Origin of the sequence: Steroidobacter denitrificans (assembly GCF_001579945.1) — a bacterium.
GTDB lineage: Bacteria > Pseudomonadota > Gammaproteobacteria > Steroidobacterales > Steroidobacteraceae > Steroidobacter > Steroidobacter denitrificans.
The window spans coordinates 961,437-974,850 of record NZ_CP011971.1 but is presented as its reverse complement, the minus strand read 5'-3'; the positions used below and the strand labels follow the sequence as shown (position 1 = coordinate 974,850).

The 13,414-nt window shown below is 63.2% G+C and carries 15 protein-coding genes; 7 read left to right on the top strand and 8 right to left on the bottom strand.

The features are described from left to right. Positions 1-98: 98 nt before the first annotated feature. From ACG33_RS04230 to ACG33_RS04220, 3 genes are read left to right on the top strand one after another with little or no spacing between them, the layout of a single operon-like run. Entirely contained in the window at positions 99-1,172 is a 1,074-nt protein-coding gene (locus tag ACG33_RS04230) for a DUF58 domain-containing protein (protein ID WP_066918985.1), read from the top strand. Beyond that, positions 1,165-3,162 carry a transglutaminase TgpA family protein gene (locus tag ACG33_RS04225; RefSeq protein ID WP_066918983.1) on the top strand — a complete coding sequence of 666 codons (1,998 nt, stop codon included), beginning with the start codon at positions 1,165-1,167 and terminating at the stop codon, positions 3,160-3,162. Before ACG33_RS04230 ends, ACG33_RS04225 begins: the two co-directional genes overlap by 8 nt. Positions 3,163-3,212: 50 nt before the next feature. Then, the gene (locus ACG33_RS04220; protein ID WP_066918981.1) at positions 3,213-4,058 is read left to right on the top strand and encodes a M90 family metallopeptidase; all 846 of its coding nucleotides are present in this window, start codon (positions 3,213-3,215) and stop codon (positions 4,056-4,058) included. Here ACG33_RS04220 and ACG33_RS04215 read toward each other — a convergent pair. The 3 genes from ACG33_RS04215 to ACG33_RS04205 all read right to left on the bottom strand — a co-directional run bounded on the left by ACG33_RS04215 (position 4,010) and on the right by ACG33_RS04205 (position 8,107). Beyond that, a complete protein-coding gene (locus ACG33_RS04215; protein ID WP_083536435.1) occupies positions 4,010-5,338 on the bottom strand; it encodes an MFS transporter in 1,329 nt (442 codons plus the stop codon). The two genes, ACG33_RS04220 and ACG33_RS04215, sit on opposite strands and share 49 nt — an antisense overlap. Further along, the gene (locus ACG33_RS04210) at positions 5,338-6,969 is read right to left on the bottom strand and encodes a peptide chain release factor 3 (RefSeq protein WP_066918979.1); all 1,632 of its coding nucleotides are present in this window, start codon (positions 6,967-6,969) and stop codon (positions 5,338-5,340) included. Before ACG33_RS04210 ends, ACG33_RS04215 begins: the two co-directional genes overlap by 1 nt. 451 nt (positions 6,970-7,420) lie before the next feature. Continuing rightward, positions 7,421-8,107 carry an NnrU family protein gene (locus tag ACG33_RS04205; protein WP_066918976.1) on the bottom strand — a complete coding sequence of 229 codons (687 nt, stop codon included), beginning with the start codon at positions 8,105-8,107 and terminating at the stop codon, positions 7,421-7,423. Between the two features lie 267 nt (positions 8,108-8,374). Here ACG33_RS04205 and fur point away from each other — a divergent pair, with 267 nt between their 5' ends. Beyond that, a complete protein-coding gene (gene fur, locus ACG33_RS04200) occupies positions 8,375-8,806 on the top strand; it encodes a ferric iron uptake transcriptional regulator (RefSeq protein ID WP_066918974.1) in 432 nt (143 codons plus the stop codon). Positions 8,807-8,823: 17 nt separating this feature from the next. Here fur and rimI read toward each other — a convergent pair whose 3' ends face one another. From rimI to pssA, 3 genes are read right to left on the bottom strand one after another with little or no spacing between them, the layout of a single operon-like run. Further along, positions 8,824-9,309, bottom strand: a complete 486-nt coding sequence (gene rimI, locus ACG33_RS04195) for a ribosomal protein S18-alanine N-acetyltransferase (RefSeq protein WP_083536434.1) — start codon at positions 9,307-9,309, stop codon at positions 8,824-8,826. Further along, a complete protein-coding gene (locus tag ACG33_RS04190) occupies positions 9,306-10,172 on the bottom strand; it encodes a uracil-DNA glycosylase (RefSeq protein WP_083537151.1) in 867 nt (288 codons plus the stop codon). The genes rimI and ACG33_RS04190 overlap by 4 nt, the downstream gene beginning before the upstream one ends. Next, positions 10,169-10,960 carry a CDP-diacylglycerol--serine O-phosphatidyltransferase gene (gene pssA / locus ACG33_RS04185; RefSeq protein ID WP_066918972.1) on the bottom strand — a complete coding sequence of 264 codons (792 nt, stop codon included), beginning with the start codon at positions 10,958-10,960 and terminating at the stop codon, positions 10,169-10,171. Before pssA ends, ACG33_RS04190 begins: the two co-directional genes overlap by 4 nt. A gap of 53 nt (positions 10,961-11,013) precedes the next feature. Here pssA and ACG33_RS04180 point away from each other — a divergent pair, with 53 nt between their 5' ends. After that, positions 11,014-11,583 carry a lytic transglycosylase domain-containing protein gene (locus ACG33_RS04180; RefSeq protein ID WP_168160014.1) on the top strand — a complete coding sequence of 190 codons (570 nt, stop codon included), beginning with the start codon at positions 11,014-11,016 and terminating at the stop codon, positions 11,581-11,583. 61 nt (positions 11,584-11,644) lie between these two features. Here the strand turns inward: ACG33_RS04180 and ACG33_RS04175 are convergent, their stop codons facing one another. Next, a complete protein-coding gene (locus tag ACG33_RS04175; RefSeq protein WP_066918969.1) occupies positions 11,645-11,926 on the bottom strand; it encodes an acylphosphatase in 282 nt (93 codons plus the stop codon). 14 nt (positions 11,927-11,940) lie between these two features. Next, on the bottom strand, positions 11,941-12,258 hold the full coding sequence (locus ACG33_RS04170; RefSeq protein WP_066918967.1) for a DUF4398 domain-containing protein: 318 nt from the start codon (positions 12,256-12,258) through the stop codon (positions 11,941-11,943). A 164-nt stretch (positions 12,259-12,422) separates the two neighbouring features. Here ACG33_RS04170 and wrbA point away from each other — a divergent pair, with 164 nt between their 5' ends. Further along, positions 12,423-13,016: an NAD(P)H:quinone oxidoreductase gene (gene wrbA, locus ACG33_RS04165; protein ID WP_066918965.1), complete on the top strand. Its 594-nt coding sequence runs from the start codon at positions 12,423-12,425 to the stop codon at positions 13,014-13,016. Next, entirely contained in the window at positions 13,013-13,405 is a 393-nt protein-coding gene (locus tag ACG33_RS04160) for a DUF2069 domain-containing protein (protein WP_066918963.1), read from the top strand. The genes wrbA and ACG33_RS04160 overlap by 4 nt, the downstream gene beginning before the upstream one ends. The last annotated feature ends 9 nt before the right edge of the window (positions 13,406-13,414 follow it).

Here is a 13,414-nt window from a genome sequence, read left to right as displayed (position 1 = left end):
CCGGACATCCAAGCAACATCCAGCAGGGATCCGGGATCCGGAATCCGGAATCCGTGAATCCAAGACACCCATAAGTAGTATTCAGCAGGATCAGCGTCGTGAATCCAGCGCAGACAGCGCCAGCCGACGACACGAGACGTCCCTTGGGCAAGCGTCCGGATAGTCGGGGCAATCGCCGGGGGGAGCGGCTCATCGGCCTGTTGCGCGGCAGAATTCGTGCCTGGGCACGGCGGCGTCATGGCATCGATGCCGATCCGGTGATCCTGTCCGCGCGCCGGATCTATATCGCGCCCAGCGCGCTCGGCATCGCCTTTGCGCTCATGCTGCTGCTGATGTTTCTGGGCGCGATGAACTACGCCAACAACCTGGCGCTGGGCTTGACGTTCCTGCTCGGCGCTCTGAGCCTGACGGCCATGCATCATTGTCATCGCAACCTTGTCGGCCTGCGTGTGCGCGCCGCCGCCAGTCCGCCGGTGTTTGCGGGTCAGCTGGCGCGTTTCCGCATCGCGCTGGAGAATTCCGCCCGCCTCGCCCGTCACGAGATCACGATCGTGAATGAACACGGCAGCGCGCCGGCGGTACGCATGGCCGCGGGCGAACGCACCATCCTGGAACTCGAACTGCCGGCGCCGCGGCGCGGCATGCTGAAGCTGGATCACTTCGAGGTCGCCACTCGCTATCCGTTCGGCCTGTTTCGCGCCTGGGCGTTCCTGCACATGGACATCGGCTGTATCGTCTATCCGCGTCCCGCACCGCACGGCCTGGCACCGCCGCCGCTAGAAACGGACACCGGCAGCGCCCAGGATCCACACCGCGGTGAAGAAGACTTCGCCGGCCTGCGCAGCTTCCACCCGGGCGATTCACCCAAGCGCATCGCCTGGAAGAATTACGCCAAGGAACAAGGGCTGTATGTGAAGCAATATACGGGTACAGCGGTGACCTCGCATCTGTTTTCCTGGAACGGCCTGACCGGTATGGACGTGGAAACCCGCCTGTCGCAGCTGTGCCGCTGGATCGAGGATGCACATGCGGCCGGGCGCGCTTACGGCCTCAGAATGCCGGGCACTGAAATCCCGCCGAATGTCGGTGCCGCGCATCGCCGACGCTGCCTGACGACGCTGGCCTTGTTCGATTCAGGAGCGTCGTTCGGTTCCGGAACATTCGATGCCTAGCCGGAAGCCCGCGATCCATGCCGGCGTGCCGAGCAGGGTCGATACACGCCTCTCGATGCCGGCCCAGCGTCTGCTGTGGGTCATTGCCGGACTGGCACTGGCCGTGCTGCCGCATCTGCCGCACCTTTCCCCATGGACTTTCTCGTTTGCCGCCGCCGCCGCCATCCTGCGTATCGCTATCGAAGTGAAACGCTGGCCGCTGCCGCCGCGCTGGCTGCGCATCGTGGCCGCCGCCGGTGCGCTGTTCGGCGTGCTGTTCACCTATCGCACGCTCAACGGCGTGGCAGCCGGCACCGCCTTGCTGGTGGTGATGGCCGGCATGAAACTGCTGGAAACGCGCACGGTGCGCGATCTGACAGTCATCGTATTTTTGAGTTACTTCGCCCTATTTTCGGCGTTCCTGTACAACCAGGAACTGCTGCGCCTGCCCTATATGCTGCTATGCGCCTGGCTGCTCACCGCCACCCTGATGCGCATCCATCAAAGCGCTGACGACATGCCGGTGCGCGAAGCGGTGTCGCTCACCGGCAGGATGTTTCTGCAGGCGCTGCCCCTGGCCGTACTGTTGTTCTTGTTTTTTCCGCGCCTGCCCGGGCAATTCTGGGCCATGCCCGCGCGCAGCCACGCGACCACCGGATTGAGCGAGGAAATGTCGCCCGGGGACGTGTCCGAGCTCAGCCTGTCCGGCGAGATCGCCTTTCGGGTGCATTTCGCTGCAGCGCCGCCGCCGCCGCGCGAGCGCTACTGGCGCGGGCCGGTATTGCATGATTTCGATGGCCGCGCCTGGCGCATGACACGCAGCGGATTCGTGGCACAGCCGCTGGAAATCGACGGCGAGGCCTACGACTATCGCATCACCTTGCAGCCGCACCAGCGCCGCTGGATCTTCCCGCTCGATGTCGTGACCGGCTGGCAGGGCCGCGGCATTACGCGCACCGCCGATTTCCAGTTGCTCAGCCGCGATCCGATCGCCACCCTGAGTTCCTTCGAATTGCGCTCCGGTACCCGCTATCGCATCACCGGCGCATTGCCGCAAGTGATGCGCAACATGGACACGCGCCTGCCGCGGGAGCGCAATCCTCGCACGATCGCCCTGGCGCATTCGCTGCGGGCAGGCGCAGCCAGCGACATGCAGTTCATCGAGGCAGTGCTGGCGCTGTTTCGGGACCAGGACTACTTCTACACCTTGGAGCCGCCGCGCCTGGCCGCGGATGCCGTCGACGATCTCTTATTCAACACGCGCCGCGGCTTTTGTGAGCATTTCGCCTCGGCGTTCACCACGCTGGCGCGTGCGGCCGGCATTCCGGCACGGGTCGTCACCGGCTACCAGGGTGGTGAGTTCAATTCCCTGGGCGGCTATCTGATCGTCCGCCAGTCCGATGCCCATGCCTGGTCGGAAGTCTGGCTGGAAGAGCGTGGCTGGGTGCGCGTCGATCCCACGGCCGCGATCGCCCCCGAACGTATAGAGCGCGGCATCGATGCCGCCTTGCCGGCGGGCGAACCCGTCCCCGGCCGGATGCTGCGCGCCAGCCCCGTGCTATCGCAACTGCGCCTGGCCTGGGATGCCGTGAACACCTTCTGGAACAATCAGATCGTCGAATTCGGCGAACAGCAGCAGCATTGGCTGCTGGAGCGCCTGTCGATCCAACAGCCGCGCTGGGAATACCTGGGCGCGGCGCTATTGGCCATCCTGAGCGGATTTTTTGCGATCCTGTCGGTCTGGCTGGCCTGGCGGTTCCGGCCTCCAGCGCGCGATCCGGTGGCGAAGCTATATGATCGGCTCTGCGCCCTGCTTGCACGCCGCCAGGTGACACGGCAGCCGCATGAGGGTCCGAACGACTACTTGGCCCGCGCCCAGGCCGCCTTGCCGCGGTTGGCTGACCCTCTGGAGGAGATCCGCTGCCTGTATGTGAGATTGCGCTATGGTCCCGATCCGCTGGAGTCGGAGTTGAGCCGGCTCAAATTCCTGATCGGCCGGTTGAAAGTCTGAGTGCCGTCTGCCATGACACGAATGAACGAGTTCAGGATGCCAGGAATGCCGTGCTGCCTGCCTTATTGCTGCTAGGCGCGATACTGACCGCGACCGGCTGGTTTTTCGGACAGCCCTGGTGGCGCCGTCGGCGGCGCTTGGCGCTCGCCGCGCAACCCTTTCCCGCCCGCTGGCAACAATGGCTGTATGAACGCACGGATCTGACGCAGCAGCTGCCGCCGATGTTGCTGAGGCAACTACAAGGGCTGATCCGGATCTTCGTGCACGAAAAACGCTTCGTGGGCTGCAACGGGCTGACGGTCACCGAGGAAATGCGCGTCGTCATCGCCGCCTATGCCTGCCTGTTGCTGGTCAACCGACCCGACGTGCCCCGCGTGCATTTCTATGACGAGCTGATGTCCATCCTGGTCTATCCCACCGCCTTCGTGGTTCGCGAAACACAGCATCTCGGCCATGGCGTCGTGAGGGAAGGCCCGCGGATCCTGTCCGGCCAGGCCTGGAATGCCCAGCGCATCCTGCTGTCCTGGGAAGATATCGAAGAGGGCATGCGCACCGGACACAATGTCGTGCTGCACGAGTTCGCGCACTATCTGGATATGGAGGATGAAAGCATGGATGGCGCCCCCCGGCTGGGCAGCCGGCGCGCCTACCAGCAATGGGCCGGCGTCTTCTGGGCCGAATACGAGCGGCTGCGTGCGGACCTCGAAGCTGGACGCCCGACCTTCCTGAATCCCTATGCGGCCAGCGAACCGGCGGAGTTCTTTGCCGTTGTGACCGAAGCATTCTACCGGCAGGGGCGCGAACTGGAACGGCAGCACCCTGGCCTGTACGAGCAGTTGCGCCGTTACTATCGCGTGGATCCCGCTCGCTGGCCCGCCTTCACCGAACCGGCCTGACATGCCGACGGCGCGCGGCCCGCCGCGCGCATGGTCACGACCAGCATGACCGCGCCGCCGAGGAACAGCACGCCGACCGACAGAATGGCCGTACGCGAATTGCCGGTCAGCAGCGCGGTGGTTCCCATGAGCAACGGTCCCAGTACCGCGGCGAACTTGCCCATCATGTTGTAGAAACCGTAGAACTCGCCGGCCCGCTCGACGGGAATCAGCCGTCCGTAATAGGAACGGCTCATGGCCTGGATGGCCCCCTGCACGCAGCCGATGGCGGCCGCCATGACATAGAACTCTCCGGCCGTGGTCATCGAGACCGCGTAGAACGTCACTGCACCGTAGACGCCGATCGCCACAAAGATGCCGGCCAGCGGGCTGACGCGCTGCCCCAGCCAGCCGAACAGCAACGTTGCCGGAAAGCCGATGAACTGGATCATCAGGATCGCCATGATCAAGCTGCCCGGGGGAAGCCCCAGCGCCAGGCCATAGTCGACGGACATTTTCATGATGGTGTTCACGCCGTCGATGTATAGCCAATACGACAGCAGGAACAACACGATCGGGCGGTAGCGCCGCACTGCGCGAAAAGTGCGCGCCAGTTCCACGAAGCCCTCGCGCGCCGCCCGCAGCGCGCCGATCGCGGGCCGCGTCGCACCCCTGGGTCCATGGCGAAACAAGGGAATCGCAAACACCAGCCACCACAGCGCCACGGTGATGAACGAGGCGCGAATCGCCATCTGCGCATCCGCCAGCCCGAACAGAGCGGGCCGGGCATACATCGACACATTCAGGCTCAACAGCAGCGCACCGCCGAGATAACCCATTGCAAAGCCGAAACCCGAGACCAGATCCATGCGCTCGCGCGGTGCGATCTGCACCAGCATCGAATCGTAGAACGTCAATCCGCCCCAGAATCCCAGCGAGGCGATCGCAAACAGCACGGCCGCTGCAATCCAGTCGCCGGGTCCCACGAAGGCCAGCAGCGCCGTGGGGATCGCGCCGATCACGGTGAATGCGATCAGAAAACGTAGGTGGGCATTACCGCGATCGGCCAGCGCGCCCAGCCAGGGCGCCAGCACGGCCAGTACGAAACTGGAGATGCCGTTGACCATACCCAGCCAGAAGGTGCTGGTGGCCCCATCCAGTCCCGCCGTCATGGTCTGCCGGAAATACAGCGGAAAAAACACGACCATCACCGTGGTCGCGAACGCCGAGTTCGCCCAGTCGTACAGGGCCCAGGCAAAGACCTTTTTCTCGAACAGCGCCAGCCTGGGCGACACCTTCATCAGGCAGCCGCGGCGGCAAGCTGTTCGCGTGTTTCCCGGAAATCCAGTTCCGGCCAGCGCTCGATGGTGAGCTGCAGATTGACCCGCGTGGGCGCGAGATACACCAGCGCGCCGGAATGATCCAGCGCCAGGTTCTCATAGGCCTTGTTGCGAAATTCCTCGAGCTTTTTTTGGCCCTTGGCATCCTTTGCCCCGCCGGTGTCCTTCAAATAGACCCACCGGGCGGTGAATACATTGACGTTGTCGAAGGCGGCCTGCACCGAGTACTCGTCCTGTAGACGAAAGGCGACCACATCGAACTGCAACTGACCGACCGCGCCCAGGATCACGTCGTTGTTGCGCAGCGGCCGGAACACCTGCGTAGCGCCCTCCTCGCACAATTGATCCAACCCCTTTTGCAAGGCTTTCATCCGCAAGGGATCCCGCAGCACGGTGCGGCGAAACAACTCGGGAGCGAAGTTGGGGATGCCGGTGAACATCAATGATTCACCCTCGGTGAAGGTGTCGCCGATATTGATGGTGCCGTGATTGTGTAGACCGAGGATGTCGCCTGCATAGGCTTCATCGGTGTGCTGGCGGTCGGAGGCCAGAAAGGTCAGAGCGTCACTGACGCGCATCTCCTTGCGCAGACGCACATGGAACAGGCGCATGCCCTTCACGTAGCGCCCGGAGCAGATGCGCATGAAGGCGATGCGATCGCGATGCCCGGGATCCATGTTCGCCTGGATCTTGAACACGAACCCGGTGAGCTTATCTTCCAGCGGTTCGACGCTGCGCACGGTGGTTTCCCGGGCCTGCGGCCCGGGCGCCTGGCGCACGAACATGGACAATAGTTCCGTCACACCGAAATTGCTGATCGCCGAGCCGAAGAACACCGGCGTCTGGCGGCCGGCCAGGTATTCCTGCGCGCAAAACTCGGGCATCGCGCCGCGCACCAGTTCGACCTCGTCACGCATGGCCGCCGCACGCAGCCCCAGAAAGTCACGTGCGGCATCACTCTCCAATCCATCGATCGTCGCATAGGTGCCGGCACGGCCCTTGGCGGCTTCCTGATAAATGTAGATGCGATCCTCCAGCAAATGATAGATGCCCTGCAGTTCCCGCCCCATGCCGATCGGCCAGGTGATCGGGGCGCAGGAAATTCTCAGGACCTTCTCGATCTCATCCAGCAGATCCATGGGATCGCGGCCTTCACGGTCTAATTTGTTGATGAAGGTCATGATCGGCGTATCGCGCAGCCGGCAGACTTCCATCAGCTTGATGGTGCGCGCCTCGACGCCTTTTGCACAGTCGATCACCATCAGCGCCGAATCGACGGCCGTCAGGGTGCGATAGGTGTCCTCCGAGAAATCCTCGTGCCCGGGCGTATCCAGCAGATTCACCATGCGCCCGTCGTAGGGGAACTGCATCACCGAAGAGGTCACGGAAATACCGCGCTGCTGTTCCAGGGCCATCCAATCCGAGGTCGCATGCCGGGCTGCCTTGCGACCCTTCACGGATCCCGCCAATTGGATCGCGCCCCCGAACAACAGCAGCTTCTCGGTCAGCGTGGTCTTGCCCGCGTCCGGGTGGGAAATGATGGCAAAAGTCCTTCTTTTCCTTATATTTCCGATACTTACATCATCCAACATGACCCGCCACACCCCATTAAGGACACATCTAAGGACACAAATCCGAAAGTCCCCCATTTCGACCGCCCAGGACGGCCCCCGGGGCCGAAGACAGGGAATTACGAGGCCGCTCGGCGCACACCTCCCTGCGGCGCCGCGGTTCCGATGCAAGGGACGCCGACCAAGTCGCTCGAGGGAAAGGTGGAAATGATACCAAAGGGAAGCCGAGCACCGGCCCGCAGACGGCCGAGGAGGCACTCTGGAGGCGTTTCTCACTCCCGACGCTGCCCGCGCGCCTGGCTGGCCGTCAGGAGATCGAGTCGGTCAGCTCGACGCTGTTGCGACCGTTGCTTCGTCAGGCGCAGTACCCGATCCGCGCTGGGGGAAGCCCTCCCCCGGCGAGTTCGCGATCACGCCGGCGGACGCGGCGGCTTACCAGCTCGCCGGCTTGAGCTATCCGACAAAAGCAGAGTTACACGAGCGGCATACCGAACAACCGGCCGTGCAATACCAGCAGCAGTGCATAGGCTATGATGGCGATCAACGGCCGCCACAGACCTATTTCACGCAGCGCGGGCACCAGCCGATTGCGTCCGGCAACGATCGCAGCGAACGGCACATTCGAGGTTTCCCGCACAAAGCGCTCCCATGCTTCGCCGCAATGGCGGCGACGTTTGGCATCGATGGACAGCGTGCCGCCCAGGGCAAGCAGCAGCAGCGAGCCGAAAAAGATCAAGGATGGTAGATCGCCGTTCACGATCGTATGCGCAAGCGCCCACAGTGCCACGCCCCACAGAAACGGATGGCGTGTAATCCGCACCATGCCCCGGATGATCTCCCCGCCCTGAGTCAGCCTCGATTCCATGCCTATGCCGGTCGGCGACGGCGTTACCAGTCCGATCCCGGCGAACAGGAAGGCGAGCAACACCAACGCGGAAGCGAGAGGCCGCAAACCGATCAATTGTCCCCATAGTTCGACGGCCGGCGCACGACTATACGCCATGCTCATCCATACGATTCCCACAATGGAGGCGAGCGAAAACATGCCGCGATAGGGTCCTTCGCCCATTCGCGATGTCAACACGTCGCGCAGTCGGGTGCCCGAAACACCGAAATGAATCGCCAGGAAGAAGACGCTTGCAGCAATGAGCGATGACATGCCAGGTCCCCCTTGGGTTGTTTTTTTGTTCAGGCCGTTCTCGTTTGCACCGGAATATACCGCAAACAGACTGCACCTTCGTGCATTTCATTCATTGCCGGCCGGATGCCGGACAAGAGCCGCCGGGCAGTCATGGAACAGTTATGGGGTGGCCATGAAGATATGCCGCTACCAAGTATTCTTCCTCTTGAGCGCCCATGTCACACGGCGGAGAATGCATCGTGTCCCACGCACCGAAGCGCCGGACGGCTATCGGAGATTCTGAATGTGGAAGACAATTCCCTGCGCAGTGCCGGCCTGAAAATCACGCTGCCGCGCCTCAAGATTCTCGAAATCCTCGAGCGTAACTCGACGCGGCATCTGTCGGCCGAAGATATTTATCGCATCCTGCTCGAGTCGCACGAGGATATCGGGCTGGCGACGATCTACCGTGTCCTGACGCAGTTCGAGGCTGCGGGCTTGGTGACACGCCATCATTTCGAAGGCGGCACGGCGGTCTTCGAACTCAAGTCGGACGAGCATCATGACCACATCGTCTGCCTTGGTTGCGGGCGTATCGAGGAGTTTACCGACGAACTCATCGAGGACCGTCAGAAGGCCATCGCCAGGAGCCTGGGCTTTGTACTGCGCGACCACTCGCTCATCCTGTATGGTGATTGCGCTCAATGCGCCTCGCGCAAGCACTCCAGGAAGGCGTGATCCGCGAAAGCCTTGCTTCAGCGCGGCTCCAGAACGAGCTTGTAGATCCAGGCATCCTCGCGCCCGCCGGACGCCTGGTAGTAGCCTTTGCGCACGCCGATCCTGACAAAGCCGAGTGACTCGTACAAATGGATCGCGATCGGATTGGAGGGTCGGACCTCCAGGAAGACATCTTCCATATGCACCGCGCGGGCACGCTCCAGCAGGAATTCCATCAGCTGCCGGCCGACCCCCAAGCCGCGCATGTCGGCCCGCAGGCAAATATTCAGGATATGCGCCTCCCCGGCGCCATGGGACATGATCGCATGGCCGGTGATTTCCCCGGTGCACTCGACGATACGACAAAAATAGCCCGCCCGGATGCAGTCCCGGAAAATCCCTTCGCTCCAGGGAAACGGGTAGGAGGCCTGCTCGACGGCCAGCACCGCCTCGACATCGTTCAGGGTCATGGGCCGAAACCGCACCCGATCATAGGCGCGTTGGCGGCCAGGTTCGGCACTCATGGTCGGCTTCCCGAGTATTCCTCGAAGGTACGCATCGCCAGCACCAGATCGGCCCAGGACTTGCGCTTCTCGGCGGGGCTGCGCAGCAGGTAAGCCGGATGATAAGTAACGATCGCCGGCCGACGTGCGATATGGTGCAGCATACCGCGCAGCTTACCGATCGGCGCGTCGGTGCGAAGCAGGGTTTGTGCGGCTATGCGTCCGACACACAGGATCACCACCGGATCGATCAGTTCGATCTGTCGGTACAAGTAGGAAAGACAGGCTTGCGTCTCCTCGGATTTGGGGTCGCGATTGCCCGGAGGACGGCATTTCAGGACATTCGCGATGAATACTTGCTCGCGCGACAGGCCGGCAGCCTGGAGCATGGCATTGAGCAACTGGCCGGCACGGCCCACGAAAGGCTCGCCCTGACGATCTTCTTCCGCCCCCGGCGCCTCACCGATGATCATCCAGCGCGCCAGCCGATCGCCGACACCGAAGACGGCCTGGGTACGGGTCGCATGCAAGGCGCAGCGAGTGCAGCCGCGCACCGCCTGCTCCAGCGCCTCCCATCCCATCTGCGCCGTCCAACCCGCATCGCCCTCGGGCGCATGGATGCCGGCCGGCGCCAAGACCGGGGCTGGAGAAGTTGGAGACAGGGGAGAAGCCGGGCTCGAAGCTGAAGCCGAAGCGGATGCTGGAGTAGACATCGAAACCGGAATCGCGGCCTGAACCGGGGCCGAAGTCGAGATTTGGATCGGGGTCGCAGCCGGGTCCAAAGCCGACATTCGCTGCTCCGCGGCAGGCAAAAGCCCACCCGCACGGCGCACCCAGGCATCCACACCCAGCGCCTGCAGGTAAGCCAGGCGGCGCATGTTCATGCTCCAGGGTCCGTGTGCCGTCTTCGGCGCCGCAATCGGCGCCATGCCCATTGTGCCGGCGCAGACAGGGCGTAGGTGCCGAACATCACGAACAGGGACTCGGGACTGAGCGAAATGACGATATAGATCAGCGGAATCAAGGCCGCGTAAACCCAGGGAATGCGGGCGCGCAGGTCGAGTTCCTTGCCGCTCCAATAGGAAAACCGGCTGACCATGAGCAAGCCGGCGCAGATCGTGATCACAAAGCCCAGGATCAGGGCCGGCAGGCCGCTGACATCGAACTTGCTCGCCAACCAGATGAAGCACGCCACCACTGCCGCCGCCGAGGGACTGGGTAGACCTTCGAAGTATTTCTTGTCTTCGCTCGAGGCGCGTGAATTGAAGCGCGCCAGGCGCAGACCGGCGCCCACAGTGTAGAAAAAAGCCGCCAGCCAGCCGAAACGCTCCCATACGATGCCGTAGTCGGCGCTGGCGATGCGCTCGATACCCCACTGGTAGGCGACGATCGCCGGTGCCACACCGAAGGCGACCATGTCGCACAGGCTGTCATATTCCTTGCCGAATTGGCTCTGGGTATTCGTCCAGCGCGCCACCCGGCCATCCAGGCCATCGAATACCATGGCGATGAGGATGCCGATTCCGGCCCGTCCAAAATTACCGTCGATCGCGGCCACGATGGCGTAGAAGCCGCCGAACAAGGTTCCGGTGGTAAACAGATTGGGCAGCCAGTACACACCACGACCGTGGGTCACCGGCGCGACACTGTGACTTTCGTGCTCGGCGCTCATTGTCCGACATGATATTGTGCCGCCCGCAGCGCACACAACATGCATTCGGATTCATGCGGAACCCACTGCGCCCATTGATGTTTTTATTGCTGTGCTTTTTGAGCGCACCGGCTTGCGCGGACCGCCAGCAGGATCCCCGGCTGGGCCGGCTCCTGCAACAGGCGCTGGCGGCCGATGCCTGTTTCGAGGACAAGTTCACCGAGCAGGTCTGGCGGGCGGCGATGGAGCCCAAGCTCCTCAAACTGGTTGCGGACGATCAGGAACGTGCCGACATCCTTCATCATGTGCATTGCGAGGCCCGCCGTCTGGACCTGCCGCCCGGCCTGGTGATGGCCGTCATCGACGTCGAAAGCCGCTTCGACCGCTGGGCGGTTTCCTCGGCCGGCGCGGTGGGGTTGATGCAAATCATGCCGTTCTGGCCCGGGGAACTCGGCATGACGAACCATGAACTGGTGCGCATTGCCCAGAACGTACGTATGGGCTGCACCATCCTGAGGTTCTACCTGGATCGAGAGAAAGGCGACTACACCAAGGCGCTGGCGCGCTACAACGGCAGTGTCGGACGCCGCAACTACGCGGATCTGGTTCTGACTCGTCTCGCCAATCGCTGGCAGTTCCATTGAGCGGCGGCACGCCGAGATCAGCACCCCCCCTGGGGCCTGGACCCCAATCAGCAGAACTCAGTCAGCGGATGGTGAATTCGGAAGGCGTCCCGACCGTGGCGGCATCGACCTCCTGCACCTCCACATGGGTCACCTGCGCCGCCGGCGGCCCCAGCCACAGCCAGTCGATCAAGGTATTCACCGCCGCGGCTTCCCCCGCGACCAGCACCTCGACCCGGCCATCCGCCAAATTACGGACATGGCCGTAGCAACCGAGTTCCAGAGCACGCTGCCGGGTCGAAGCACGAAAAAAAACGCCCTGGACTCGCCCTGCAACCAAGCAACGCCTTGCGGTGACCGGCATTCGCTACGATACCGTCAGCTGCCGGTGCCGGTATGGCTCGCCAATTGCATCGCGTCGAGTACCTCGGCGGCCTTGTCGCGTGCGGCGATCGCATCCCGGCGCGCGTCGCGATAGGATCGCTTGTGCAAATTGCCTTCCGCGCGATCGAGCAGCGCCTGAGCCTCGGTCAGCTTCTGCGGTTCCTTCTGCAAGGCTCCCGCATCCCGGGCGGCCCGGATCGCCTGGCGGGCATTGCTCATTTCCTGGACCGGCGCGCCGACACAGGCGCTCAACCCGATACTCACCAGTAGCAGGCAAAACGAAACCAGACGTTGCGAAATGGAGTGGGCCATGGTGGATTGTTCAATCGACCGTAGCAATCGAAGCCTACAGCGTCAAGCCGCGGCATGAATACAATGTGCGGTCTAGGCATTGCGCGGCATACTTTCCCCGTTGCATTCCTCCCACACAAAAACGCCGATATGAAACGGCACTGCGAATTTCCAGAGTTCACTGCATGACCGAAATACTGGTTCTGTTTTATTCCCGCAAAGGCAGCACAGCCGAACTGGCCAGACAGGTATGCCGCGGCGTGGAATCCGTCGCCGGCGCGCAGGCGCGATTGCGCACCGTTGCGCAAGTGACCACGGTCATCGGCCAGGCGCAGCCGCCGGTGCCGGCGGAAGGTCCGCCCTACGCCACCCATGACGACCTGCGCGAATGCCAGGGACTGGTCATGGGCAGTCCCACTCGTTTCGGCAACATGGCGGCGCCGCTGAAATACTTCCTGGATGGAACCAGCGCCCTGTGGGCCAGCGGCGCGCTGGCCGACAAGCCCGCCGGCGTATTCACCTCCACACAGACCCAGCATGGAGGTCAGGAATCGACCCTGCTGTCGATGATGATACCGTTGTTGCATCACGGCATGTATCTCGTCGGTCTACCCTATACGGAACCGGCGTTGACCCATACGCGCACCGGCGGATCGCCTTATGGCGCCAGCCATGTCGCCGGCGAGACCACCGCACCGCGGCTGTCGGAGCAAGAACGGGTGCTGGCCATACTGCTGGGCCGGCGCGTGGCCGAACTTGCACGCAAACTACGCTCATGAACCGGCCCGCCACGCCGCCCGCGGCAGCCCGCCACACCAGCCGCATTCGCCGCAGCGTGCTCGCCGGGGTCGTGCTGCTCATCGCCGAAGTCGCGATGGGCTGCCTGGAAGACGGCTTTTCCGTTGCGGCCGTCACGCTGGCGGCATTGCTGAGCGCACCCTTGTGGCTGGCCCTGCCGGGACTGCAGCGCGGCACACGCCGCACCTATGCGTGGACGAGCCTTGCGCTCGCCTTCTACCTGGTGTTGGCGCTGATGGAAACGGTGGCGAATCCGTCCACCCGCCGATGGGCGGCCCTGGGCCTGTTCGTCACGCTGACCGTTTTCGTCCTGGTGATCGCCTACCTGCGGCTAAGCCGCCCGCGCCTCCAGGAGGCTCCAACGAAATAATGCTCTTGG